This window comes from Alteribacillus bidgolensis (genome assembly GCF_002886255.1).
Classification (GTDB): Bacteria; Bacillota; Bacilli; order Bacillales; family Marinococcaceae; genus Alteribacillus; species Alteribacillus bidgolensis.
In genome coordinates, this window is sequence record NZ_KZ614149.1 from 3,125,693 (window position 1) to 3,150,590 (window position 24,898).

21 protein-coding genes and 1 pseudogene are annotated in these 24,898 nt (G+C 40.4%); 5 read left to right on the forward strand and 17 right to left on the reverse strand.

The window, feature by feature from the left end:
- Positions 1–9 precede the first annotated feature (9 nt).
- From CEF16_RS15425 to CEF16_RS15435, 3 genes are all read right to left on the reverse strand, one after another.
- On the reverse strand, positions 10–864 hold the full coding sequence (locus CEF16_RS15425) for a 3-hydroxybutyryl-CoA dehydrogenase (protein ID WP_091586529.1): 855 nt from the start codon (positions 862–864) through the stop codon (positions 10–12).
- 58 nt (positions 865–922) lie between these two features.
- Complete coding sequence (locus CEF16_RS15430; protein ID WP_091586527.1) at positions 923–2,101, reverse strand: acetyl-CoA C-acetyltransferase; 1,179 nt, start codon at positions 2,099–2,101, stop codon at positions 923–925.
- A gap of 382 nt (positions 2,102–2,483) precedes the next feature.
- Positions 2,484–4,592 (reverse strand): (Fe-S)-binding protein, encoded by a 2,109-nt coding sequence (locus tag CEF16_RS15435; protein WP_091586525.1) that lies wholly within the window; start codon positions 4,590–4,592, stop codon positions 2,484–2,486.
- A gap of 264 nt (positions 4,593–4,856) precedes the next feature.
- Here CEF16_RS15435 and cls point away from each other — a divergent pair, with 264 nt between their 5' ends.
- Entirely contained in the window at positions 4,857–6,056 is a 1,200-nt protein-coding gene (cls, locus tag CEF16_RS15440; RefSeq protein ID WP_091586523.1) for a cardiolipin synthase, read from the forward strand.
- 270 nt (positions 6,057–6,326) lie between these two features.
- Here cls and CEF16_RS15445 read toward each other — a convergent pair whose 3' ends face one another.
- The 8 genes from CEF16_RS15445 to CEF16_RS15485 all read right to left on the reverse strand — a co-directional run bounded on the left by CEF16_RS15445 (position 6,327) and on the right by CEF16_RS15485 (position 14,051).
- Positions 6,327–7,127, reverse strand: a complete 801-nt coding sequence (locus CEF16_RS15445; protein WP_091586521.1) for an alpha/beta fold hydrolase — start codon at positions 7,125–7,127, stop codon at positions 6,327–6,329.
- 22 nt (positions 7,128–7,149) lie between these two features.
- Positions 7,150–7,329: a XapX domain-containing protein gene (locus tag CEF16_RS15450; RefSeq protein WP_091586519.1), complete on the reverse strand. Its 180-nt coding sequence runs from the start codon at positions 7,327–7,329 to the stop codon at positions 7,150–7,152.
- Between the two features lie 341 nt (positions 7,330–7,670).
- On the reverse strand, positions 7,671–9,341 hold the full coding sequence (gene argS / locus CEF16_RS15455; RefSeq protein ID WP_091586517.1) for an arginine--tRNA ligase: 1,671 nt from the start codon (positions 9,339–9,341) through the stop codon (positions 7,671–7,673).
- Between the two features lie 2 nt (positions 9,342–9,343).
- Entirely contained in the window at positions 9,344–9,781 is a 438-nt protein-coding gene (locus CEF16_RS15460) for a YwiB family protein (RefSeq protein WP_091586515.1), read from the reverse strand.
- Between the two features lie 280 nt (positions 9,782–10,061).
- Positions 10,062–10,268: a phosphatase PAP2 family protein gene (locus tag CEF16_RS25385; RefSeq protein WP_091586513.1), complete on the reverse strand. Its 207-nt coding sequence runs from the start codon at positions 10,266–10,268 to the stop codon at positions 10,062–10,064.
- Positions 10,269–10,699: 431 nt separating this feature from the next.
- Positions 10,700–11,254 carry a hypothetical protein gene (locus tag CEF16_RS15475; RefSeq protein WP_091586509.1) on the reverse strand — a complete coding sequence of 185 codons (555 nt, stop codon included), beginning with the start codon at positions 11,252–11,254 and terminating at the stop codon, positions 10,700–10,702.
- A gap of 35 nt (positions 11,255–11,289) precedes the next feature.
- Positions 11,290–12,591 carry an acetate and sugar kinases/Hsc70/actin family protein gene (locus CEF16_RS15480; protein WP_091586508.1) on the reverse strand — a complete coding sequence of 434 codons (1,302 nt, stop codon included), beginning with the start codon at positions 12,589–12,591 and terminating at the stop codon, positions 11,290–11,292.
- Between the two features lie 476 nt (positions 12,592–13,067).
- Positions 13,068–14,051, reverse strand: a complete 984-nt coding sequence (locus CEF16_RS15485) for a cyclodeaminase (RefSeq protein ID WP_091586505.1) — start codon at positions 14,049–14,051, stop codon at positions 13,068–13,070.
- A gap of 174 nt (positions 14,052–14,225) precedes the next feature.
- Between CEF16_RS15485 and CEF16_RS15490 the strand changes: the two are divergent.
- The 4 genes and pseudogenes from CEF16_RS15490 to CEF16_RS15505 all read left to right on the forward strand — a co-directional run bounded on the left by CEF16_RS15490 (position 14,226) and on the right by CEF16_RS15505 (position 19,253).
- Positions 14,226–15,061 (forward strand): annotated as a pseudogene (locus CEF16_RS15490) (aldo/keto reductase).
- 53 nt (positions 15,062–15,114) lie between these two features.
- Positions 15,115–16,143 carry an S-layer homology domain-containing protein gene (locus CEF16_RS15495; protein WP_091586503.1) on the forward strand — a complete coding sequence of 343 codons (1,029 nt, stop codon included), beginning with the start codon at positions 15,115–15,117 and terminating at the stop codon, positions 16,141–16,143.
- 478 nt (positions 16,144–16,621) lie between these two features.
- Positions 16,622–17,683, forward strand: coding sequence for a M20/M25/M40 family metallo-hydrolase (locus tag CEF16_RS15500; protein WP_091586501.1), 1,062 nt, complete (start codon positions 16,622–16,624; stop codon positions 17,681–17,683).
- Positions 17,684–18,020: 337 nt separating this feature from the next.
- Entirely contained in the window at positions 18,021–19,253 is a 1,233-nt protein-coding gene (locus CEF16_RS15505; protein ID WP_091586499.1) for a multidrug effflux MFS transporter, read from the forward strand.
- Between the two features lie 289 nt (positions 19,254–19,542).
- Here CEF16_RS15505 and dhaM read toward each other — a convergent pair whose 3' ends face one another.
- The 6 genes from dhaM to CEF16_RS15535 all read right to left on the reverse strand — a co-directional run bounded on the left by dhaM (position 19,543) and on the right by CEF16_RS15535 (position 24,837).
- Positions 19,543–19,944 (reverse strand): dihydroxyacetone kinase phosphoryl donor subunit DhaM, encoded by a 402-nt coding sequence (gene dhaM / locus CEF16_RS15510; RefSeq protein ID WP_091586497.1) that lies wholly within the window; start codon positions 19,942–19,944, stop codon positions 19,543–19,545.
- Complete coding sequence (dhaL, locus tag CEF16_RS15515; protein WP_091586495.1) at positions 19,937–20,566, reverse strand: dihydroxyacetone kinase subunit DhaL; 630 nt, start codon at positions 20,564–20,566, stop codon at positions 19,937–19,939. Before dhaL ends, dhaM begins: the two co-directional genes overlap by 8 nt.
- Before the next feature lie 19 nt (positions 20,567–20,585).
- Positions 20,586–21,542 (reverse strand): dihydroxyacetone kinase subunit DhaK, encoded by a 957-nt coding sequence (gene dhaK, locus CEF16_RS15520; protein ID WP_091586493.1) that lies wholly within the window; start codon positions 21,540–21,542, stop codon positions 20,586–20,588.
- Between the two features lie 203 nt (positions 21,543–21,745).
- Positions 21,746–24,157 (reverse strand): heavy metal translocating P-type ATPase, encoded by a 2,412-nt coding sequence (locus CEF16_RS15525; protein ID WP_091586491.1) that lies wholly within the window; start codon positions 24,155–24,157, stop codon positions 21,746–21,748.
- Between the two features lie 95 nt (positions 24,158–24,252).
- Entirely contained in the window at positions 24,253–24,462 is a 210-nt protein-coding gene (gene copZ / locus CEF16_RS15530) for a copper chaperone CopZ (protein WP_091586699.1), read from the reverse strand.
- A gap of 75 nt (positions 24,463–24,537) precedes the next feature.
- Positions 24,538–24,837, reverse strand: coding sequence for a metal-sensitive transcriptional regulator (locus tag CEF16_RS15535; protein WP_091586489.1), 300 nt, complete (start codon positions 24,835–24,837; stop codon positions 24,538–24,540).
- Positions 24,838–24,898: the final 61 nt, after the last annotated feature.

The following is a 24,898-nucleotide window of genomic DNA, read 5'->3' on the forward strand; positions in this document are numbered from 1 at the left end:
GTTGTTATTTTATTCGTTGTAGTTATAAAAGCCGCGGCCAACTTTTTTCCCAATCCATCCTGCTTTCACATACTTGCGGAGTAATGGACAAGGTCGATATTTATCATCCCCGAAACCATCATGCAGTGTTTCCATGATGTACAAACAAGTATCAAGGCCGATAAAATCGGCTAGGGTGAGCGGTCCCATTGGGTGATTCATCCCCAATTTCATCACTTGATCAATATCTTCTGGAGAAGACACACCTTCATACACTGTATATATTGCCTCATTAATCATCGGCATAAGAATTCTATTAGAAACAAAACCTGGAAAATCATTTACTTCGACGGGGGTTTTATGAAGAGACTCTGCTGTTTGTTTTACTGCATCAAATACCTTGTCACTTGTTTCCAGTCCTCTTATAATTTCTACTAACTTCATCACTGGCACTGGATTCATAAAGTGCATGCCGATAACTTGAGAGGGGCGTGATGTTTCTGCTGCAATTTCTGTGATAGGAAGAGAAGAAGTGTTTGTCGCAAGTATAGCGTGAGGCGGAGCACATTCATCCAGCTCCTTAAATACTTTCTTTTTCACATCCATATTTTCAACAATTGCTTCCACTGCTAAATCTGCTTTTGAAGCATTTTCTAACTCCGTGGATGGAACAATACGACTTAGTATTTCTGATTTTTCTTCATTCGTAAGCCGCCCTTTTTCGGTTTGTCTCGTCAAATTCTTTTTCACTCTTTCTAAACCTTTTTCGACCTGGGTCTCTTTTACATCGTGCAGGTAAACATAATATCCAGATTGGGCATGAACCTGAGCAATTCCTGCCCCCATCTGACCAGCGCCGACTACCATTATGGTTTGAATATCCATTTTATCTCCTCCTGCATTCTCACTATTTATAGGCTGGCACTAAGATCTGGCTATAGTTTTATACTTCAATCATGATCGCATCTCCCTGTCCACCGCCGCTGCAAATAGCAGCGATACCGGTTCCTCCTCCTCTACGTTTTAATTCATTAGCTAAAGTTAATATGATTCGCGCGCCGCTTGCTCCAATTGGGTGACCAATAGCTACGGCTCCTCCGTTTACATTCACTTTGTCAGCATCAAGGCCGGCCAGCTGTTCACCAATTAGCGCCACTGCTGCAAAAGCTTCGTTTACTTCAAATAAATCTATATCTTTTAGTGATTTACCTGTTTTCTTTAATAATTTATTAATCACCAATCCTGGTGTCTTCGGAAAATCCCCCGCTTCTACTGCCAGAGCTGTGTGACCTGTAATGGCAGCAAGAGGCCGTTTTCCTTCCTTTTTCGCACGTTCTTCACTCATTAAAACCATAGCGCAAGCACCGTCATTGACACCTGGTGCGTTCCCCGCCGTAACCGTACCGTCGTTTGCAAAAACCGGCTTTAACTTTTGCAGTGCTTCGATAGCGGTATCTTTACGAGGACTCTCGTCTTCAGAAACAACAAGAGGGTTTCCCTTTCTTTGAGGAATTTCTATCGATGTAATTTCTTCTGAAAAATAACCCTTTTCTTTTGCTTCATTCACCCGCTGATGACTGCGAAGGGCCCAGTGATCCTGCATTTCCCGGGAAATACCGACTTCATTCGCTGCTTGATTCCCATATACCCCCATGTGAACTCCTTGAAAAGAACATGTTAATCCATCATGAACCATCAAATCTTTCATGGAAGCATCACCCATTCGCGCTCCCCAACGTGCTTTTGGCAAAAAATATGGAGCATTGCTCATTGATTCCATTCCTCCGGCAATTAAGACTTCTCCATCTTCTGCTCTTATTATTTGGTCAGCCAGCGTCACACTGCGCATCCCAGAAGCACACACTTTATTAATCGTTTCTGTCTCTACTTCCCACGAAAGACCTGCATGGCGTGCCGCTTGGCGCGAGGGAATCTGCCCCTGCCCGCCTTGTAATACATTTCCCATAATGACTTCTTGAATTTCTTCAGGGTTTATCTTTGTATTCTCTAACGCCCCTTTTATCGCTTCGCCGCCTAACTCAGATGCCGTTAAACTACTTAATACTCCGCCAAATTTCCCAAATGGAGTGCGGGCCCCGCCAACTATCACTGATTTTGCCATACAATCTTTCCTCCTTTTTTGTATAAAACAAGAAAAGTCCAGAAAATTTCTCAAATAAAGTTTGTATTTTCTAATTAGACGCCAAGTCCAAATGACGGAAGCAGAAGTTTTAGTTATACTTTGATCCTTTAACAAATTTCTAAAGTAAAAATAAAAATTTGTTTATAATATCGAACGAACGCTCGCTCATTTTCGCATTAAAAAAATCCATGTCATGTAAAGAAAAAGGGGAATATTCATTCCCCCGCTATCATTATTTCTTGCGCCTCTGTTGAAAACGCTTTCCTCACCTATTAAACTACTTCAAATTGGTATAAAAATCAAGTATTAATTTACCAAAGCGGCTGCATCTTTTTATTACTGTTTAGAAGCCTGTTATATGCTATTCGGCTTCTGCTGCTTTTTGTCTTTCCCCCACTACGGATCGTTCTAAAATTTCTGCAATATCCATCGTTTGGATATCATCTTCTGCTTCTTTAGCTTTGACCCCATCTGACATCATCGTCAAACAGTACGGACAGGCGCTTCCGATCATGGACGGACTCGTCTGGAGCGCTTGTTCGGTACGGGCGACATTTACCCGCTGGCCGGCTTCTTCTTCCATCCACATCATGCCCCCGCCAGCTCCACAGCACATCCCATCTTGACGATTTCTCTCCATTTCAACGATGTTAAGGCCCGGAACCGCCTCTAAAATTTCTCGCGGCGGATCGTACACTTCATTGTAGCGCCCGAGGTAACAAGAATCGTGATACGTTATCGTTTCCTTCACTTCATGACGCGGTGTGAGCTTTCCTTCGCGTACGAGCTGGGCCAGTAATTCGGTATGATGGTACACTTCCACGTCTTCTAAACCAAATTCCCGATATTCATTTTTAAAAGTATTATACGCATGCGGATCGATAGTAACGATTTTCTTTACGTCATTTTTTTGAAATTCGTTAATATTAAAAGATGCAAGTTCCTGGAACAAAAACTCATTTCCGATACGTCTTGGTGTATCTCCGGAGTTCTTTTCTTTGTTTCCAAGAATGGCAAAGGAAACCCCTGCCTCGTTCATTAATTTCGCAAACGACTGGGCTATCTTTTGGCTGCGCTTGTCATAAGACCCCATGGAACCGACAAAGAACAAGTAGTCAAACGTTTTGTCTTCTTTTTTCAATTCTTTCACAGTTGGTGCGTCAATATCTTCGCGGGCTTCTCTCCATTTTTCCCGTTCTTTCCGGTTAATCCCCCACGGGTTACCCTGACGCTCAATATTCATCATCGCGCGCTGTGCTTCAGAATCCATTTTCCCTTCCGTCAACACTAAATAACGGCGCAGATCAATGATTTTATCGACGTGTTCATTCATGACCGGACACTGATCTTCACAGTTGCGGCACGTCGTACATGCCCAAATTTCTTCTTCTGTAATAACATCACCGATTAAGCTGACATCATAGCCGGCAGCAGCTTCTTCGGCTCCTTTACCTTGAGCAGCCAGCTGGTTTCCATTCGTCCCGCTGAACGCATATGCCGGCAGCCACGGCGAACGGGACGTGACAGCCGCCCCTTTTTCGGTTAAATGGTCTCTCATTTTAATCAATAAGTCCATCGGGGACAGCATTTTCCCAGAGCCTGTGGCCGGACACATATTCGTACAGCGGCCGCATTCGACACAGGCATAGAGATCTAGCAATTGTTTTTGGTTAAAATCTTCAATCTTTCCAACCCCGAATTCCTCTTTGGTTTCATCTTCAAAATCAATCGATGACAGCTGCCCTACCGGATGAGTCCGGCCGAGCCACACGTTTGCGGGCCCCGCTATTAGATGGGCGTGTTTGGATTGCGGGACGTAGACTAAAAACGAGAGTAAAAACAATAAGTGCGCCCACCAGAATACATAAAACAAGACACCTGCTGCCCCAGCACCAAGGGGGGAAGCAACAAAAGCAATCACCGAAGCAATTGGTTCAAAGCCCGTTAATCCTTTGTCGAGCCACACCATTTCCATCCCCTTGGCAATCATTTTGGATGTCATTAAGCCGCCGATAAAAATCAGCACCAACCCTGCTTTCCAACCGCGTTTCAAGCGAACCAGCTTTTCTACATAGCGGCGGTAAAACGCCCAAACAACTGCCGCCAAAATCATAAATACAACGACTTCCTGAAACAAGGTGAAATAAGGATATACTGGTCCAAGCGGCAGATGCCCCCCTATCTGCAGTCCTTTCCAAATCGTGTCAATCGCACTGAACTGCACGAGCAAAAATCCATAAAAGAACATCACATGAATGGTTCCGCTTTTCTTATCTTTCAAGAGTTTCTTCTGTCCAAACACATTGGTCAAGATCGCTTCCCATCGCTCTTTAACCGTTTGATTAAACTCAGCCTTTTGACCGAGCTTAATATATTCGTACCTCGTTTTCACAAGCTGAGCAAAAAGATAAACAGCATAAAAGGTAACAAGTAAAAACGCAATCCAATTCACAATTATAAACGTATCCATAATCTATTCTCCTTTCTATAGCAGCCATAACCCGGTGTCAAGAAAACGCTTTCTTTTCCAGGCTTTAATTATCGGTTCTGCAAGAGTTAGAACCGATAAAAATTCTGAATTGGACCAATTTTATATACATTATAACAAAAAAATTAGTGAATGAACATTCAGTCGAGTTATTTTTTTTAATCATTTCATTTCAAGCGCTAGTTTGTGTTGATTTTCGGGCATTATAGTAATAAGATCTCAAAATGCTGCGGGAGGGTTCTACCTATGGTGTTTGTTTTTTATATTCTCTTTGCCCTTTTGCTGGTCACCTTGTATATTTGGCTGGATTTTTTTCTAGGAAAAAGAAAATATCTTCACCAACAAAATGCCGTTTTTTATCCATCAAGAAAAGGGCAAGTTCAATGGATTGATACCGGTAAAGTTTTTTTTGAAACAATGTTTGAAGATATTCAACATGCAAAAAGCCACGTACATGTTCTTTTTTATATCTTTCGCAACGACAGCATAGGCAGTCAGTTCATTGACCTTCTCATTCAAAAAGCTTCGGAAGGAGTCGAAATAAATTTTCTTGTCGATCGAGTTGGCTCTGGCTTAAATCGTAAAGGACGGCAAAAGTTAAAGAAAGCAGGAGTTACGTTTGCATATGCTAAGACTCCCTCGTTCCCTTTCTTTTTCTTCACTTTAAACCGCAGGAATCACCGGAAAATAACGGTGATCGATGGGAAAATCGGATATACAGGCGGGTTTAATGTCGGGGACGAATACCTCGGGCGTGATCCTAAATTAGGCCTTTGGCGTGATTTTCACTTGCGTTTTTATGGGGAAGGTGTTCAAGATTTACAATCGCAATTTCTAGAAGACTGGAAACAAGCAACAAGGAATCCTTACAAAAAAGAAGAAAGTTACTTCCCTCCCTTAGAAAAGGGCAGCCACACATTCCATTTTTTTGCTACGGAAGGACACGGTTTAGACACTTTCTTTTTGGAAGGTATAAAAAAAGCGAAAAACTATATTTACATTGCCAGCCCATACTATGTACCAAGTATAGAGCTGCAAAGCGCTCTCCTGGATGCATTAAAACGGGGTGTGGAAGTTTGTATTATTCTTCCAGAAAAAAGGGACCATCCCCTGGTAAAAGAAGCGTCTATATCCTATTTAGAAGACTTGATAAAAGGCGGCGCTTCCATTTTTCATTTTCAGCAAGGATTCTTTCATGCAAAAGCTGTTTTAATAGATGATAAGTTCTGTGATGTGGGTTCCGCTAATTTTGATAAGCGAAGCTTTTTTTTAAACAGTGAAATGAATACTATGCTATCTTCTCCCTCAAATATGAGTTCTGTCAAAAACCGGCTTGAGAAAGACATGTCACAATCAACCATACTTCATCTTGACGAATTGCAATACCGCCCTTTTAAAACAAGGGTAAGGGAAAAAATTGCAGGTATAGTAGAACCTCTGCTTTAGGATGTGTTTATCTTATAATTAGAAGCAGCTGTCACCGGAAAAGGTGGCAGCATTTCTGATTTAATTATGGTTTTTAGGAATTTATGGACCTTAACGCTTTTGGACTGCTGGATGGAATAATATTCCTATATATTTACCCAAAAGTCAGCATTCCCCCACAAAAAAGCTCCGCTGAAATTTAGTTTGATTTTAGGAGCAATGCCAAGAAAGCAGCGCCCCTTTGGATATTTTTGAGTGAGTGAAAGGTTTAGAAAGGGGCATTACTAGCTTTTAATAAGGAAGCAAACTACTATCTTTGCTTTGCAAATCATTAACACACCGCTTAACTACTGCGTTGTAAGCATCAGGTTCCAAGGTAGGAACTTGGTGTCCAACACTTCCGACGAGCACCACATCTTTTGGGGCCTTTAATGCGTATTTATAAAATAAATACTGATAATAATGAACATACCAATCACGAGATCCATAGACGAGCAATGTTGGAACTTGCAGCTGCGGCAGCCTCCAAGTACAGTTGAAATAAAGCCCTGATTCATAAAGAGACTGCAATAAAGATGGGTTGGTTCCTTTTACCGTTTCAGCGATAGCTTCTCTATGCGAGGCTTCTTTCGAGTTTGAATAAGAAAGCATTTGCGCAAGCATTACATTCCATTCATTTTTTGCAATCCAAATACCCGTTTCAAACTCTTTTCTTAAAAGGGTGGTACAAACCTCTGGAAAGGCTCCTACGAGAATGATGCCTGCTGTTCGATCCGGCCAATTTAAAGCGAATTCTAATGCGACAGAACTGCCGCTTGAATATCCGCACAATACAATTTTTTTATGGCCGCGTTCATTCGCTAAATTCAGAAGATCTACTGCCCACTCGGAAATAGATAAAGTTCCAGCGCCATCACTGCTGAAACTATGGCCCCTTGCATCCATTAACACTACTTGAAATTCATGGGCAAGGTCGCGCTGCTCCATGAAAGTAGCTGCTCCCATAGATGGCGGATGAATAAAATATAGAGGCAAGCCGCGTCCCCATACTTGATAATGCAAGGTTGCTCCTTGAGAAGAAAAAAAAGGCACTTGTTGTTCACCTCATTAACGGTTAGCTTCCCCCGCCTTGAAACAAGGGAAGCACCCATTCATATATTTTATAACCTAGAAATATTCCAATGATACCCATCACTCCAGCAAGAGCCGGCGGCGCCGGGATCGGCAAACGAATGATAGCAAATACTATTCCTACAATGATACCTGTAAAAAGGGATAACATAACCTCTTGCATTCCAGTCACTTCCTTTTGCCTAATATGTATCAAAAGCTCGTCCTTTATACTTTTTATCAAGATAATAACATGTATTAGAAAAATTCGGCTCGCCGCAGAAACCGCCTAACAAAAGGTAAAGGAACTTTCACTGAAAACTTTGTGTTGAAAGCTGAAGTTTTGCTTATATCGTTTACAAATTAAAAAGTATACTTCCCTCACCGTCCTTAGTAAAACTTGGCTTGTTGCCAAGTCCTTAATGGCGAAAGCCTTATTTTTTCTTATACTTTAATCCTTTAATGAAGTTAAACTTTCCTAAAGTGCAAAAAAGCCGTCCCTATTAGGAACGGCCCTTCACTTCTTTACATTTTTTCTGGAGCAGAAACACCAATTAATCTCATACCGTTTTGTAAGGTGGTTTGTACAGCTTTGACCAACACTAGACGTGCTTTTGTTTTCCTTTCATCCTCGCTGTCAACGACCCGTTCCGCATTGTAAAAACTGTGGAAAGCAGACGATAGTTCATGCAAGTAATTGGTGATGCGGTGTGGAGCATATTTTTCTGCAGCTAAGGCTACAATTTCAGGAAATTCACCCATTTTTTTTAACAGGTCATATTCTTTTTCTGTTGCCACAGCACTTAGATCAACCTCAGGCTCATAAGTAAATCCTTTTTCTTCTGCTTGTCTAAATATACTACATAAACGAGCATGAGCATATTGAACGTAATATACCGGATTTTCATTGGACTGGGATTTTGCCAGATCCAAATCAAAATCTAAATGTGTATCCGCACTTCTCATCGCAAAGAAATAACGCGTCGCGTCTATTCCGACTTCCTCCATTAAATCGCGCAGTGTCACTGCTTTACCGGTACGTTTACTCATTTTTACTTTTTCTCCGTTTTCGTACAAGTTCACCATCTGAATGATTTGGGTTTCAAGCTGCTCCTTATTATATCCCAGCGCTTGTACTGCTGCACACATCCGGGGAATATAACCGTGATGGTCTGCTCCCCATATGTTAATGACTTTTTCAAAGCCGCGTTCAAATTTATTTTTATGGTAAGCAATATCCGGAGTCAAATAAGTGTAAGTACCATCGCTCTTTACTAGTACTCGGTCCTTGTCATCTCCGTAGTTGGTTGATTTAAACCAGACCGCACCGTCTTCTTTATATACCTCCTGGCTTTCCTCTAAGAGTTGAAGTGTCTCTTCAATTTTGCCGTCTTCATAAAGGGACGTTTCTGAAAACCAAACATCAAAATCAACCCCGAAATCGAGCAGGTCTTGCTTAAGCTTTTCCATTTCCCGCTTTAGGCCGTACTCACGGAAAAAAGCCAGCCGTTCTTCTTTTTCGACATCGACATATTGTTCGCCGTGTTCGTCTGCTAACTCTTTTCCAAATTGCTGAACATCTGCTCCGTGATAGCCATCCTCCGGCATGTCTGCATCAATACCTAGAGCCTGTAAATAACGAGCTTCTACCGATAGGGCGAGATTTGAAATTTGGTTGCCGGCGTCGTTAATGTAATACTCTCTGGTGACGTCATATCCTGCCATATTTAATATGTTGCAAAGGGAATCACCTACCGCTGCTCCTCGGGCATGCCCTAGGTGTAGATTACCAGTGGGATTGGCAGAAACAAATTCCACTTGTACTTTTTCCTGCCCGCCATAATTAGTCTTCCCGTAGGCCTTTCCTTCATTGACTATAGAAGGAATCAAATCACGTAAATAACTATTATCAAGAAAAAAATTAATAAATCCCGGGCCTGCTATTTCCATTTTTTCAATAGAGGCCTTGGATTTATCAAAGTTTGAGGTTATATCTTCTGCAATGAGTCTAGGCGCTTTTTTGGCAACACCAGCTAACTGCATGGCTAAGTTAGTCGCAAAATCACCATGCTCTTTTTCCTTAGGTGTTTCTAGTATGATAACCGGCAGCTCATCTTTTGTAACGATTCCTGCTTTTTCAGCTGCTTGAGCGACTTCTTCTTTTATTCGTTCCTTCATCTGTTCCACGATGTTCACGTTTATGTTTCCTCCTCTATTGAAATAGTAACATCATATCGTCCGGCAGCGGAACCTTGTAAGGTTAAGTCATAACCAAATTGAATTCGTCCGGTTTTTCCACTGTCAGACCACATAACAGCTACTTGATCTGTTTCTGCTTCTGTTCTTAGTTTTCCAAAAGGGGTTTCGTAACTTCCTTCGGTAATTTCTCCATATTGATAAAGCTGTCGCATTGCCACAGATCCTGAGCGAATCACTGTAATTTCCTGTTCCCCTACTTTTAAAACAGTAGACACCTCACCTATGTCATCTAACTCTTCTTTAAAATTAACATAAGTGAAATTATTTTTTTTATAAAGCTCACCTTTTGCTTCGAGGTTTACCTGGTCTTTTTCACCTTGTTGACGAATGTTTGTCGTCATTTTCACTTCTACCGGCGTTTTGAGGGTTTCAGACATGCTTTATTCACTCTCCTTCTGATTTACGGAAGCCTTAGTTATTACTTATACTTTATTCCTTTAACAAAGGTAAATTTTAAAGTATAAATAAGGCACGTCCATTTTTAACCAGGTCTGAGCAGCAGGGAAGATTTTTTCCTTTCTAGTATTTCTCCGTATAGAAAGTGTAGCGATTCCTTATGAAGCATGCAAGGAGAAACGAAAATTTCCTTTATTTCACGGGCGTTGCTGCAAATGATCTGATTATAAACACTCTATGTACGAAATCTTTTATCTATTCCTACGGAAAATGCTTCGCGTCTGTTTTCCAATGACGATTTGTATACTGCCTTTGTTTCCAAATTGTTACTGCTATTACAGCCATTCCAGCTCCAAAAAGAAAACCCGCCATGATATCGATAGGATAATGATGACCAACAAATATGCGCGATATAATGACGAGAAGGGAGAACTCAAAAGCTGCAGCTCCTGCTTTTTTACTTACCAGCTATAGCAAAACGATGATGCCTGATCACCTAGGAAAAGAAGGAGATGCTCCTCTTTCTATCACCAGTATAACACTTTCATCATTCATAAAAGGCCTTGGCCTGTTCATAGATATTTTAATCAACTGGTTTATTCCCAGCGCAATGATTAAAGTAATTATTTCTAATACTCCCCCTAGAGGCTGCTTCGTAAACAATAATAGCTTCACAGATAGAATTCCGAATATAATGCAGTACAAACTCGCCTTGCTGCCGAATTCTTTTTAGCAGAAGGCGTAGTTTTACTTGTACTTTGATTCTTCAATAAACTTATACTTTCCAAAGTATAAAAAACGCATGGCAGCATCCAGCCATGCTGTATTACCTGCCATGCCATTAATCTTTTCAAACAAATACAAGTCTATCTCCTATAACCCCTCTATTTTCTGCGTAACTAATTTATGTTTTGTCGTTTTAATTTATTTTTGGCGCGTTTTAAAGGAGAAAGCTTTTCTTGTTTTTGTTTATTTTTCTCTTTAAGGTTGAAGTTTTCAGCATCTTGCCTGTTTTTATCATCCATCGTTTCTTCCGGTGATTTTTTCTCCTGTTCTTCAAAAGAACTAGAAGTTTCTGTTTTTGGTTGAGGCGGTGCAGGGAGGTGAACGCTCGAAGCAGCAGACTCCCTTGATCCCGGCTGCATTAATAGAAGTCTTATAGCGTTTCCTACGAATACTTTCCCCTCTTCACTCTCTAAAAAGGATTGTTGTTCCTTGTTCAATCCATCTGAAGGAATAGAGAGGTTCAAATGATTTTCAAGCTGAGACTGCTGCGCTCGCTGTGACTCTAATCCTTTTTTAATCAAATGTTCGGTTAAACGGTTTCTACTCCAATCAGGCTCCTCTTCTAAAATTTGATTGAATTCATCGACCCAATCCGCTTTTAAAGAAGGAGCAAACGTCCGGCCGAGACCTTTTACATACCCTGCTTTATTCCCTTTAGAATTGGACACGCCACCACCCCCTTTCTAATTCCCTGAATTAAATGTTAGTTGACCGGCTCTAGTTCTGCTTCTTCTTTTTCTGTAAGCTGAATGAGGTTAGCAATTAAATACCCTCTAGAAGTGAAAAATGGTGCTTCTTCCACTTTATCCGGCATAATTACCCACTCTTGTCCTTGAAGTTCCATAAACTTCTCTTGTACCTCTTTGAACACAGGATATCCAAATAGAACGCCTCCGCCTACTAAAACCAGTTCATCGACACCGGCACTATTCCATGCGGAAGTAAGTGCTTTTTTGTGGTCGTTCGCATATTTACGAATTTCTTCCATAACAAGCTCTGTGATGTCGGTTGTTTTTTTAGATTTCAGCAGCCGCACTTCAAAGGTTGGTGTATCCGCTTCCCCTCTAATTACTTCCAGAATACTAGGCTCGATTACTTCACTCATGAACTCCTCACGAGATTGGTAAGCACGTTCTGAATCGTCTAAATCAAATAATTCTTTCAATGCTCTAAATTCATCAAGATTGTCCACTTTTTCTCTAATTCTGTCGATATAAGGGTTCGTTCCTTCGATATCAAGACTTTGTGATAAATTCCCGTCAATACCTTCTTCGGTAAAAATAATCATTTCTGAAGTGCCTGCTCCTAAATCACCTAATGCATAAGTCTCCGACAACCGATCCTGCAGAGATGTTTCCACTAACTCACCTTGCTGGATATCAAAATTTAAAGAAAGATCTGTTATTGCTCCTTCACCATACATTTTTCCGCTTCCAATCACCAAAGTTACGGATTTCTTCTCTAAAGGTCCGTCCATAAATTCTACTGTATGCGTTCCTTTTACACTTTCTAAGGCTTTTTCAGAACCTAATTCTTTAATTTCGCTAACTGGAAGTCCACCGGCATAAGGAATGTGTATTTCTTCTTTATTTTCTTTCGCAGCCATTACTGCTAAACCTGAGATGGTAGTTATAACATGAAGATCATTGGAGAACTTTGTTGTGGACATATTCTTTTGTGTATCCTCTATTGGATTATACGTCGGTTCTTCTTTTCCTTTTTTATTCCTAGCATAATGACCAACATACACGTATCTCTCTTGATTTACAGTAGACAGTGATTTTGAGGTGATTTTTAAATGAAGCTTTTTTTCTATCGTATTTGTTTCTGTGGAGCCTTCGACGGCAGACTTTTTATCCTCTGCTGGAGCCACAATAGTAGGAATTGCAAAGGATGCAATATTCCCGTGTCTATTTAAGTAGCTGAATTTCGCACTTTTATTTCCTTGGTCAACCCCTGAGATTATTATATTTTTATCGTAGAGTTTTTGGATAACATCTAACATTTTTTCTCCTCCGTTCTGGATTTTTCTGATATAGTCTTCCAAATTAAAACATAAAGGCATTTCATAGATTAGTATAAATGAATTCAAACATGTTCACAAACATGTTTGTGAAAAAACCATATTTTCTTTTTTATTAAGGTATTAGAAACACACGGATGATTTTAAATTATCAAACAAGTTAACCAACATGTTTGTAAATATTCTTAGCATGTTTATTAACATAACTCCAAAACTTGTTGATTAACATGTTGATCTGATGAAGGAACCCCCTTTCTGAAATCTCTTTTCTCTTATTATACGTAAACTATCTTTTCTTTCGGGTTACATTTTCATTTCGAGCAGGAAAAATTTAAGCAAAAAAATATTTGAAAAACTAGACTGTCTCCTATTTCCTCACCTTGCTTACTACTTTTTTATCATTCTAAAAGAGACCGGCCCAAATACATTCATGCTGCTGCCAGTCTCTTTTTGCTGTGTTACTCAGTAAATAACAAGCCTTTCTCCGCTTCTATCAACTTGTCGTATGCATAAACCGCTATTGCAGTATCCTGTACACCAGTCCCGGTTAAGTCACAGAAAGTGATCTCGTTCTCATTTTTTCTTCCTTGAGCTTTTCCCAAAGATAAATCTCCTAGTTCTACTATTTCACTTGTCTCCTTAATAACGCCTTTTTCAAGGGCATGGTGATGCTCTCCTAAGCGAAAGACTTGATTTTTAGAATCACATGCTAGGACATCTACTGCCCCTAACACTTCAGGATCAACCTCATTTTTCTCTTCAGCATCCGAACCCATAGCTGTAATATGAAGGCCTGGATGCATCCATTCTTTTTGAATAATAGGTTCTTTAGCAGGAGTTGTTGTTATCACGGTGTCACACTGGCGAACTACCTGTTCTGCACAGTCAGCAGCCGTGATTTTTACTTGAAGCTCATTTTCCATATCTTTTATATACGCGTTTACACGTTCCTCCCGACGTCCGTAAACGAAAACCTCTTTTATATGACGGACGAGACTTAATGCGCGCAATTGATATCTTGCTTGTGTTCCTGTTCCTATGATACCTGCTTTCTCTACATTTTGTTTGGCCAGGTATTTAGAAGCCATTGCACCAGCAACCGCTGTCCGAACATCTGTTAAATACCCGTTATCTTGAAGAACTGCTTTTGGAAATCCAGTTTCCGTGCTAAAAAGAAGCATCATTCCGCTTAGGCTGGGGAGTCCTTTTGCATCGTTATTAAAAAAACCTGAAGAAATTTTTAACGCAAACTTATCAATCCCCTTTACATAGGCAGTCTTCACATCTACTTCTCCATTATTCTCCGGGATATCTACTCGAAGAATTGGGGGCATAGTTACCTCCCCTTTTGCCAGCTTTTGAAACCCTTCCTCTATTAAATCCAATGCTTTCTTATTAACATCTGTTACATTGCGGATTTCGTTTTCAGCAAAAATGTACACAGAGTAATACTCCTTTCTCCAACAATTTTGATGCATTTACGACTTCATTTCCTCATATTCCTACATGTTTTTTTTATTAAACCTTTATCTCTTAATTTATACAAATATTTTATATCTCCTGCTTTCTTACACTCCCGTTCTTTCATAGAATCATTTTTAATTCCATATATAAGTTTGAACTATCGTCAAACCGGGAATGCGGAATTAAAGAATTTGTGAAATAAGTTTTGGGACATGGGCAATCGTTAGAGATGGACACCGCGAAGAATTACTTGCAAAAACCACTAAAGATAAAGAAAATGACATATTATGGATGGCAAATTCTGCCATGCAAAAGATATCCATAATCCCCAGACTTATTCAGAAGAATCGGTGAGAACTTGAAAATAGTCTAAGACGATTGAAGCAAGATCGGCTCGACCTCTATCAAATCCATTGCCCGCCACCTCACATTTTAAAAGAAGGACATATGTTTAATGTGTTGGATAAACTCCAAAAAGAAGAAAAAATACGTTATTACGGTGTAAGTGTTGAGACTGTGGAAGAGTCTAGAAAATCCAAATGTTCGTCCTTTAAAGTCATTTTTAATATTTTTCGGCAAAACCAATTGAACAGCTGCTGCCGATGGCAAAAAAAGGAGTTGGTATAATAACAAGACTGCCCCTTGCAAATGGGCTTTTAACGAAAAAACAATAATTCAGAAGATGATCTTAACCGAAATGGAGAAGCTTTTCATGTTGGAGAAACGTTTGCTGGCCTTCCAATTGGAGTAGAGCTCAGTGAGGTTCTGCTGTGGATAGCCGAAGGCCGAAAAAAATATAACAAGGGCTGCGATCCGCTGGATATCAGATCATGACCAAATTTCCTGAGTTATCCCCGGGTTTGGAAATGTAACAAATGGAAGACAATTAAAAGGAAGAACGGAAGCATCATTTTGTTCCAATGGCAAAGAACAGCTTTGTGCTTTTTATCAAAAAGAAGCGCTGCCTTATATAAGAGGAGCTTATTAATTTTATCTGAAAAACAAACCGCATCGGGTACTAAATCAGGGGGGGTTAAAAGAATGAAAAGTTGGAAAAAAGCAAGTTTTATATTTTTAAGTATTTACTTTTCCTTTTCTGCTGCTGCTTTTGCTAATGAAAGGTTTACAGATATCGACAGCGATTATTGGGCTAATGAAGAAATTACCTATTTGGAAGAACATAACATTATTGGGGGTTATCCAAACGGTGAATTTCGGCCCGGAGATAAAGTAACAAGATCCCAGGCTGCTCTTATGATTGCTGAAGCCCTTGAATTAGATACCAATAACCGGCCTGATCCTGATTTTGAAGACGTTGATGAATCATACTATGCGTATGACACTATTACAGCTATCTCTGATGAGGGAATAATTAATGGTCATGACGGTAAGTTTAGACCAAACGATAACTTGACTAGAGGACAGATGGCAGCTGTTTTGAACCGTGCCTTTACGTTGTCAGGAAGTGATTCTTTAGACTTTAAAGATGTAGAGGAAGATTACATTTTTTATAACGATATTCAATCAATAGCCAGTGCAAATATAACAACCGGTTACTCTGAAGATAATACGTTCCGCCCTGGCGAAAGTACAACAAGAGCTCAATTTTCTGTTTTTTGTGCAAGGGCTTTGAATGATACATTTAAAGAAGAACCAGCTGACACACCGGCAATTACTTATTTTGATGAACGTATAGAAGAAGCAGAAGAATCCATTGAAATGGCCATGTATGAACAATGGGAACAGGAATTTTATGAGAACGAACCTAAAGCTCCGTTTGAAGAATTAAAAGATACCTTTTTAACCTATTATACGAAAGACATTACAACCAACAGATGGAAAGAATTTTATGAACAAGAGCTCGACAACTGGGGACCTGAACTTGCTCAAGCAATGCCATATCGGTCAATGGAGAATACTCATTTTACAGAGAGAACAGACGATAAAGTTGTTATCGGGGGTACTGAACCTGAAAATGAACTTAACGGTCAAGAAACCTATTATGAATATACACTAGTTAAGCAAGACGGAGACTGGTATATTGATGAATTTTCAGGAACTCCACAATAAAATTAATACTAGACTAGGGAGCGGATGCTTCCTAGTTTTTTACGTGTGGGCTGGTTAAAGTCGACTACGGGGTTGGCAGTGGGAACCGTTAGCGAATGGCAAGGTGGGAAAAAAGATAACATACACTGTAAATGGCGGACCCCTCCCCATTTATTTTTTTACAAAAATTTTAATGATGTTCACGTTTATGCTATTCCAATTCCTTGATACAATTTGCCTCCATTGTAAGTTTTCTAAAAGAACTGTTACAGCTGATTTAAATATTAAAGTGAAAACTAGTCGATTTATGAGCCTGAAGGCGATAATAGAGACGTAACTTCCCTAATACTATTTTCCGAATATACTTATCCATTCTAATAGTAGAACTTTTCCCTCGTAGTTTTATTTATACTTTAATCAATTAGCAAATTTAAATTTTCCTAAAGTATAAAAAACTATATAATAGAACAAAAGAAATAGAAAAGGAGAGAGATACCACATGAACCCTTCTTCTGAAAAATTTTTATACGATTTGCTGCACACTCCCTCCCCTTCTGGCAAGGAAGAAGCTATTCAACGCAAGTGGCTGGAATACATAAAACCTTGCGCAGACAAGCTGCAAACAGATACAGCCGGAAATGCTATGGCTTCCCTGCAGCCTGATGCTCCTTTCCAAGTTCTTTTAGCAGGCCATTGCGATGAAATTGGTTTTCTTGTTAAATCTATTGATGAGAAAGGATACGTTTATGTGGAAAAACTTGGCGGGATCAGCCATAAACCAGCCCTTGGCATGAAGGTCGACATTTTAGGAACACACAAACGTATTACAGGTGTTATAGGCGCGAAAGCAGAGCATCACGGCGGTGCCAAAGATTCATTTGGCTTTTCTGATTTGTTTATCGACTGCGGAGCCTCCAGCAAAAAGGAGCTAGAAGACTACATTGCTGTAGGAGATGCAGCTGTTTATAAACGGGACCCGGAACAGCTTTTAAATAACCGGGTCAGCGGTCGCGGGCTTGATAACCGGACGGGAGCGTTTATCGTCGCTGAAACGTTAAGACGACTTCGCCAGCATACTTTACATGTGGGCGTCACCGCAGTTAGTACGGTCAATGAAGAAACGAACATGGGCGGTGCTTATTTTGCAGGAGCCGGTCTTTCTCCCAGCCTCGGTATTGCAGTAGATGTAACCTTTGCGACAGACTATCCAGGGGCCAATACGGATAAAACAGCCGATGTTATTCTTGATGGCGGTCCCGTCCTGGCCAAAGGAGCACCAATTAATCGGAAAGCTAATCAACTACTAGAGAATGCGGCGAAAGATAAAGAAATTCCCCTGCAATATGAACTCACTCCAAAACACACTGGCACCGATGCTGACCAGCTGCGAAAAACCGGCAAGGGGATTCCCGTTTCTGTTGTGTCCCTGCCGCTGCGTTACATGCACGCTCCAGTAGAAACAGTAAGCTTAAAAGATATAGAACAGACAATCGACCTTTTAACAGCCTTCCTCACTAATTTAAATGGTTCGGAAGATTTACGGCCTGTACGATTTGATTAAACGAGACGACGAAAAACCTCCAAAAGTAATTTCTCATGCTATTGGGGGTTTTTACTTATTTTGCACTGATAAGAAAGTATAAAATTTTAGCGTGGATGAATCATCGACGTCGTCAAAATTTTGAAGAAATCAGTATATGTGCAACTAGGCAATCGCCTGCACCTAAAGGCTTGGCGCTAGCCAAGTTTTCTTTATATTTTTTCCGAGCATATTAGAATCATTTTTCATCTATTTAAGATACAATAAGAAGCGTTCTCTCTTACCAAAATTTAGACAAACTCGATTAAATATTATAATTTCCTACCAGTGCTAAAAAGAAAGGTCGCTTGATACATTTATGGAGCCTACAACTTCCGCATCACCTATAAGCGCCGGCCGCAGAATTTGGATGGCTGTTTTGCTGGGATCACTAGCTGCTTTTGGTCCGCTTACCATCGACATGTATCTGCCGAGTTTCCCTTCAATTGCCACAGACCTTAAAACGAGCGCATCTTTCGTGCAATTGAGCTTAACAGCATGTTTGCTGGGGCTTGCCGGCGGACAGCTGATAATTGGTCCATTAAGTGATATGAAGGGCAGAAAAGGCCCTATGCTCCTATCCCTGTGTTTATATATCGCAGCCTCTATGCTTTGCGTTTTCGCTCCATCTATTTGGGTTCTCATAGCAGCAAGATTCATTCAAGGTTTTTCTGCATCCGCTGGTATCGTAATATCACGTGCCGTTGTTCGCGATATGTACACAGGAAAAGAACTGACAAAATTCTTTGCGCTTTTAATGCTCGTCAACGGACTTGCTCCTATTTTAGCTCCCGTTGCAGGCGGAATAATATTAGATATTGTGAACTGGCAAGGCGTATTTGCCGTCCTCAGTGCTATTGGACTGTTTATGTTTATTATGGTTTTTATCGCTTTACCAGAAACACTCTCTCAAACAAATCGCTCAGATACAGGCATTAAAAGCACCATTCTTACTTTTGGAGATCTAATTAAAGACAAAACATTTGCTGGATATGCTTTAACACAAGGTCTTGTCATGGCAGGCATTTTCGCATATGTTTCCGGCACTCCGTTTGTTTATCAGGGAATATATGGAGTTTCCCCTCAAATATTCAGCATTTTATTTGCGATGAATGGTATAGGACTAATTATTGGAAGTCAAATAACAGGCAGACTGGCAGGCGTTATAGATGAGAGTAAAATCCTGAAGACAGGGCTTTTCATTACAACAACAGCCAGCATTTTTTTAATGGCAATGATTCTAATAAAAGCCCCTCTTCTTTTTATTGTCATTCCTATTTTCTTTATCGTGTCATGCGTCGGTGTAGTTACAACCACTTGTTTTTCTTTAGCCATGGAAACCCAAGGCCACCGTGCAGGGAGTGCTTCTGCTCTTTTAGGCTTACTTCCATTTGTACTAGGCGCCGCTTCCGCTCCTCTGGTAGGAGTTGCCGGGGAATCAACAGCCATTCCTATGGGGCTGACGATAATGATAGCTGATCTTGGTGCACTCAGTATTTACTATCTCCTTGTGCTGAAAGCTCTTCCTTTCAGTAAACAAATAAATCACTAACAAATCTTCCGCTGACCTTTGCGAACTTTTTTAGCATGGAGCTTGCTCTCATGTTCGAGAAGCATTCGGACCAGTTCTGCAAAATGGTTTCAGTCAAAGCTTTTTACATGTAATTTGTATAAAGTTACACTCGTTTTAGAAGCAGTGTCCTTGTGTTAATGATTCACAGGTGCCATCCAGTATTTTTTATACTTTAGGAAAGTTTAACTTTGCTAAAGGAACAAAGTATAAGAAAAACTACGGCTTGCCGCCATTTGGACTTGGGGCAAGCCAAGTTTTTCTAAACTTTTCAGCCATCCGTTTTCTTCCATGTTTTTGCTTTTTCTGCGGCGTTTTTAGCTTCTTCTAATGAACACCCTAAGCCTGCTTCAACAGCTGCAATATAGGTACCCTCCACAATTGGTGCATCGGCAATCTGTACATTTCCTTCCATATCAGGCAGCATTTCCATGGCAAGTTCTGCGTTCATAAAGGCACTGCCTAAATCAAATAGAAGCAGTACCCCCGCTTCGTTATATACTTCTTTTACCGTCTTTGTAATCATCTCAACACTTGTTCCAATTTCTTCTTCCTCTGTCCCGCCTGCAGCTACGACAGTCACGTCTTTTTGTTTCGTTTGTGAAACTAATTCCACAATGCCTTCTGCCAGCTGCTTACTATGAGAAATAACGACGATACTGACTTTAGCCATTAGCATCACCTTCATTTGTTATACTTTCCGCTAATGCTTCAAAGACTAGATACGAGGAATAAGCACCAGGGTCTACGTGTTCTGCTGACCTTTCACCAAAATAAGCAGCACGGCCTTTCTTAGCTGTCATTTCTTTTGTTTTCTCCATAGCTTCTTTTGCAGTTTTTTTCAGCTTTTCTCTTTGCAGCGGCTGAGTGGTTACATATGCATGAATAGGCCCCCATACATCAAGCATTGTTTTATCTCCTTCCTGAGCTTTTCCTCTAGTTTTTATCCCTGCTATGGCTGCTTCCATTCCCTTCCCTAAAGCTTCTTGATCTATCGTTGTTTTTTCTTTCCACTCATCAGACGCTTTCAAAAAAGCAGTGCCATATAATGGTCCCGCTGCGCCGCCTACCTTAGAAATAAGTGTCATCGCAACTTGTTTAAAAAGACTGCCAGCTTCCTCAAAACTGTTACCTTCTATTTTATTTACCACTTCTTGAAAACCTCTTGCCATATTATGACCGTGATCTCCATCGCCAATCGCTTGATCAAGCTCTGATAAATATCCTTTGTTCTCTTGCATCTTTTCATTTGTGTTAATAATCCATCGTTGCAGTGCTTCTACTGTAAGCTGCATGAGTTCTCCCTCCTGCTGTTTAGTTTAAGTATGATTTCAATTGGTCATCTAATTTTAAAATGGTGATAGAGCAGCCTGCCATTTCCAGTGATGTCATATACTCGCCAACTAAGGATTTTTTAAGTTGAATTTGTTTGTTTTTAAGAAGTTCTGCTGCTTTTCTGTGAACAATATACAGCTCCATAAGAGGCGTGGATCCAAGGCCGTTAGTGATAACAGCTGCCTCTTCACCAGGAGAAAATTCCATTTCATGAAGTATGTTATTCATTATCTCCTCTGTCAGCTGGTCTGCTGGTTTAAGCGATTGCCGTTCCATCCCTTGTTCTCCGTGAATTCCAGTACCGATTTCTATTTCATTATCATTTAGAGTAAAACCAGGTTTACCTGAAGCAGGGACGGTACTGGGACTAAGAGATACTCCCATGGAGCAGATGTTCTCTGCCGTTTTTCGAGCTATTTGTGCCACTTCCTTTAAGCTTTTCCCTTCCGATGCAGCTGTGCCAGCAATTTTGTGTACAAAAATAGTGCCTGCTACACCACGCCGGTCTTCTTTGATGTCTACTGCAATATCATCTTTTACAATAACTTGTTCTACTTCTATCCCTTCTGCCTGTGCCATTTCTGCCGCCATATCAAAGTTCATTACGTCTCCACTATAATTTTTCACAATAAGTAATACTCCTTTTCCGCCATCCACTGCTTTGATGGTTTCAAGAATCTGATCAGGAGTTGGAGAGGTAAACACTTCACCAGCAACCGCTGCATCGAGCATATTTTCCCCGACAAAACCAGCATGTGCCGGTTCGTGACCGCTGCCGCCGCCGCTAATGAGCCCTACTTTTCCTTTAATAGGCGCTTCTTTTCTAACGACCACATTCAATCCCGGTAATCTTTTTAATTTTTCAGGATGGGCAGCTATTATTCCCTCAAGCATTTCGTCTACCACTTGTTCTGGTTGATTGATTAATTTTTTCATATCAGCTTTTGTCCTCCTCACTCTAAAACTCTCTTTACCCTTTTACTAAATATTCTATCCCCTGTCTATTGTAACCTTCAATTACATTGAAAAACTTGTTTGACCTGCACTATCACTGTAGCTCTAGTATCCTGCTAAAGCTAGTCATAGCGTTAAAAACAGAAAAAATCCCCGCCACCTTGAAACGACGAGGGATTCGTTCTTTATGAAAGTTTTACCTTTTGAAGGCGTAATGCATTCAACACAACAGATACGGAGCTAAAAGCCATGGCAGCTCCGGCTACCCAAGGGGCGAGCAGTCCAATTGCCGCAATAGGAATACCTAATGTGTTATAAATAAAAGCATAAAATAAATTTTGCTTAATATTTCTCATTGTTCTTCTGCTCATCAAAACAGCATCTGCAGCACTGTTTAAATCACCGCGCATAAGCGTAATATCCGCAGCCTCAATTGCCACATCCGTGCCTGTTCCGATAGCCATGCCAATATCTGCCGTCGCCAGAGCCGGCGCATCATTGATGCCGTCTCCGACCATTGCGACTTTTTTGCCTTGCTCTTTGAGTTTTTTTATTTCATCACTTTTTTGCTCTGGCAAAACTTCAGCAATGACACGGTCAATCCCCACGTGACGGGCAATCGAGTTTGCGGTTCTCGTATTATCTCCGGTCAGCATAATCACTTCAAGTCCAGCTTCTTTTAATCGCCGGACGGCTTCTTTTGATGTTTCCTTGACTGTGTCGGCAACAGCGATAATTCCTGCAAACGTGTCGTCTTCCCCAACGAGCATTGCTGTTTTTCCTTCTTCTTCAAATGTCTGCAGAGATTGTTCTGCGTCGTTTAAATTGACTCCTTCCTTTTCGAGCCATTTTCTAGTACCAATGCGAATCATTTTACCTTCTATATCTGCCTGAACACCATGTCCCGGTAAAGCTTCAAAGTCTTTTGAATCCAGCAAGGTGATACCTTTTGCTTTTGCTCCTTCTACTATTGCTATAGCTAAAGGGTGCTCTGAAGATTTTTCTAGAGAAGCAGCCAGCTGCAGGAGATCCTCTTCTGTCCAATTTTCTGCCGGAAGCACATCGGTTAGTGACGGCTTTCCTTTTGTCACGGTTCCTGTTTTATCTAGAACAATGCTTTGAATGTTTTGAGTGTTCTCGAGGTACTCTCCACCTTTAAATAGTACTCCTATTTCTGCAGAGCGGCCAGAACCTGCCATAATGGATGTTGGAGTTGCAAGCCCTAAAGCACATGGACAAGCGATAACAAGAATGGAAATCACCGGGATCAGCGCAATGCCAAAATCTCCAGGTGTCACAAACATAAACCAAATAATAAAGGTTATTACAGCAATACCGATTACAGTTGGAACAAACACACCTGAAACACGGTCAGCAAGGCGTTGAATATCAGCTTTAGAACTTTGGGCTTCTTCTACTACTTTTACGATTTGAGACAAGGCCGTATCTTTTCCAACTTTTGAAGCTTTGATTTGTAAGACACCATTTTTGTTTATCGTTGCCCCGATTACTTCATCTCCCTTTTCTTTATCGATTGGGAGACTTTCTCCTGTTAACATGGATTCATCGACTGCCGATTTGCCTTTTTGCACTTCGCCATCCACAGGTATTTTATCACCAGGCTTTACAATCACTATGTCGCCTGGTTCCACTTCTTCAACTGGAACCTCCTGCTCTTTTCCATCTCGTTTTACGATGGCTGTTTTTGCTTGCAAACCAAGCAGTTTTTGAATGGCTTGGGACGTGCGCCCTTTGGCCCGAGCTTCAAATAATTTCCCTAATACAATAAGCGTAATGATAATAGCCGATGCTTCAAAATAAAGTTCCGGCATATCGGTTCTTTCGTTATTCAGCCATGACCATCCTAAATAGATACTATAGAAATATGCTGCAGAGGTGCCCATCGCTACAAGTACATCCATATTGGCACTTTTGTTACGCAGGGCTTTATATGCTCCTTCGTAAAATTGCCAGCCGATAATAAATTGAACTGGTGTCGCCAGCGCAAATTGAATCCATGGATTCATCAAAATTTCTGGCATCCAAATAAAGGACAGCCATTCAAAATGAGTCACCATCGTCCAGAAAAGCGGAACAGAGAGGATAGCAGACACAATAAATTTGATTGTTTGTTTGTGTATCGCTTCGTCTTTTTGAGAAGTACTTTCGTCGGTTTTTTCTTGGAGCGTGTAACCGATTTTATCAATGGCATCTATCATTTCACGCGGCGAGACATTGTGTGGATTGTATTCCACCGAGGCTGTTTCCAATGCAAAATTTACAGATGCCTCTGAAATACCCTGCATTTTATTTAGCTTTTTTTCCACCCTGTTTGCACAAGCCGCACAGGTCATACCGCTTATATCAAACTCTGCCTTATCATGAACAACGCCATAACCTAACTTCTGTATCTTTTTTTCAAATTCATCTACACTTGTTTGATCTGAATCGTATTTTATTTTAGATCGTTCCATCGTAAGGTTTACATTTGCCTCGTGCACTCCGTCTATTTTTTTTAAGCCTTTTTCAATATGGGAAGCACAAGCGGCACAAGTCATTCCTGAAATTTGCAGCGTTGTTTCTTTTTGCTGAGCCATTTAATACCCTCCTTTGTTTAAGGGTAAATACTTAAAATACCCATACGGTGTATTTATAATGTAAAAAAATATAGAACCGCTGGCATAGGATTCTATTATTCTTTAACATCATACCCCTGACCATCAATCGTTTCTACAATCTCTTCTAGGGATGTTTTTTCTGTATTATATTCTACATCAACCGTGTTTTGCTCTAGATTCACTTTCACATGAGATATACCATCTAACTCTCCAACACTGCCTTCTACAGTTTTTTCACAGTGACCGCAAGACATTCCTTGAACGTTCAAAGTTTCTTTTTTCATCATGATCCTTTACCTCCTCGTCTCTTACGTTTCATTATACAATACACCCTAAGGGTATAGTCAAGCAACTTGTTTTTATTTTATCATTCGTTTGATCACTTCCATCAATTCTTCGATGGATTCTTCCCCCTCGCCGTTTTTTATTGCATTTGCAACACAGTGATTCGTATGATCTTCCACCAGCGCCAAAGATACTTTGTTCATCGCTGACTGAATCGCAGCGATTTGATTTAAAATATCGACGCAGTAACGGTCGTTTTCTACCATATTGTGTATTCCTCTAACTTGTCCTTCAATTCTTTTTAATCTATTTAACAGTTGTTGTTTGTTTGGCTGCTCCGTATTTTTATGATTCGTATGGGAATGATCTTTCATTTGTATGCCCCTTTCTTTATATAGATACACCTGCCGTGTATTACAACTTATCATTATCTTC

What these genes read in the sequence shown, in the direction of transcription:
- dhaK (WP_091586493.1), bottom strand. Translation starts at nt 21,542, where the DNA reads ATGAAAAAATTAATCAATCAACCAGAACAAGTGGTAGACGAAATGCTT.
- CEF16_RS15460 (WP_091586515.1), bottom strand. Translation starts at nt 9,781, where the DNA reads ATGTCTGAAACCCTCAAAACGCCGGTAGAAGTGAAAATGACGACAAAC.
- CEF16_RS15500 (WP_091586501.1), top strand. Translation starts at nt 16,622, where the DNA reads ATGAACCCTTCTTCTGAAAAATTTTTATACGATTTGCTGCACACTCCC.
- CEF16_RS15435 (WP_091586525.1), bottom strand. Translation starts at nt 4,592, where the DNA reads ATGGATACGTTTATAATTGTGAATTGGATTGCGTTTTTACTTGTTACC.
- CEF16_RS15425 (WP_091586529.1), bottom strand. Translation starts at nt 864, where the DNA reads ATGGATATTCAAACCATAATGGTAGTCGGCGCTGGTCAGATGGGGGCA.
- dhaM (WP_091586497.1), bottom strand. Translation starts at nt 19,944, where the DNA reads ATGGCTAAAGTCAGTATCGTCGTTATTTCTCATAGTAAGCAGCTGGCA.
- CEF16_RS15450 (WP_091586519.1), bottom strand. Translation starts at nt 7,329, where the DNA reads ATGCAAGAGGTTATGTTATCCCTTTTTACAGGTATCATTGTAGGAATA.
- dhaL (WP_091586495.1), bottom strand. Translation starts at nt 20,566, where the DNA reads ATGCAGCTTACAGTAGAAGCACTGCAACGATGGATTATTAACACAAAT.
- CEF16_RS15525 (WP_091586491.1), bottom strand. Translation starts at nt 24,157, where the DNA reads ATGGCTCAGCAAAAAGAAACAACGCTGCAAATTTCAGGAATGACTTGT.
- CEF16_RS15480 (WP_091586508.1), bottom strand. Translation starts at nt 12,591, where the DNA reads ATGTTAGATGTTATCCAAAAACTCTACGATAAAAATATAATAATCTCA.
- CEF16_RS15495 (WP_091586503.1), top strand. Translation starts at nt 15,115, where the DNA reads ATGAAAAGTTGGAAAAAAGCAAGTTTTATATTTTTAAGTATTTACTTT.
- CEF16_RS15430 (WP_091586527.1), bottom strand. Translation starts at nt 2,101, where the DNA reads ATGGCAAAATCAGTGATAGTTGGCGGGGCCCGCACTCCATTTGGGAAA.
- copZ (WP_091586699.1), bottom strand. Translation starts at nt 24,462, where the DNA reads ATGAAAAAAGAAACTTTGAACGTTCAAGGAATGTCTTGCGGTCACTGT.
- CEF16_RS15535 (WP_091586489.1), bottom strand. Translation starts at nt 24,837, where the DNA reads ATGAAAGATCATTCCCATACGAATCATAAAAATACGGAGCAGCCAAAC.
- CEF16_RS15505 (WP_091586499.1), top strand. Translation starts at nt 18,021, where the DNA reads ATGGAGCCTACAACTTCCGCATCACCTATAAGCGCCGGCCGCAGAATT.
- cls (WP_091586523.1), top strand. Translation starts at nt 4,857, where the DNA reads ATGGTGTTTGTTTTTTATATTCTCTTTGCCCTTTTGCTGGTCACCTTG.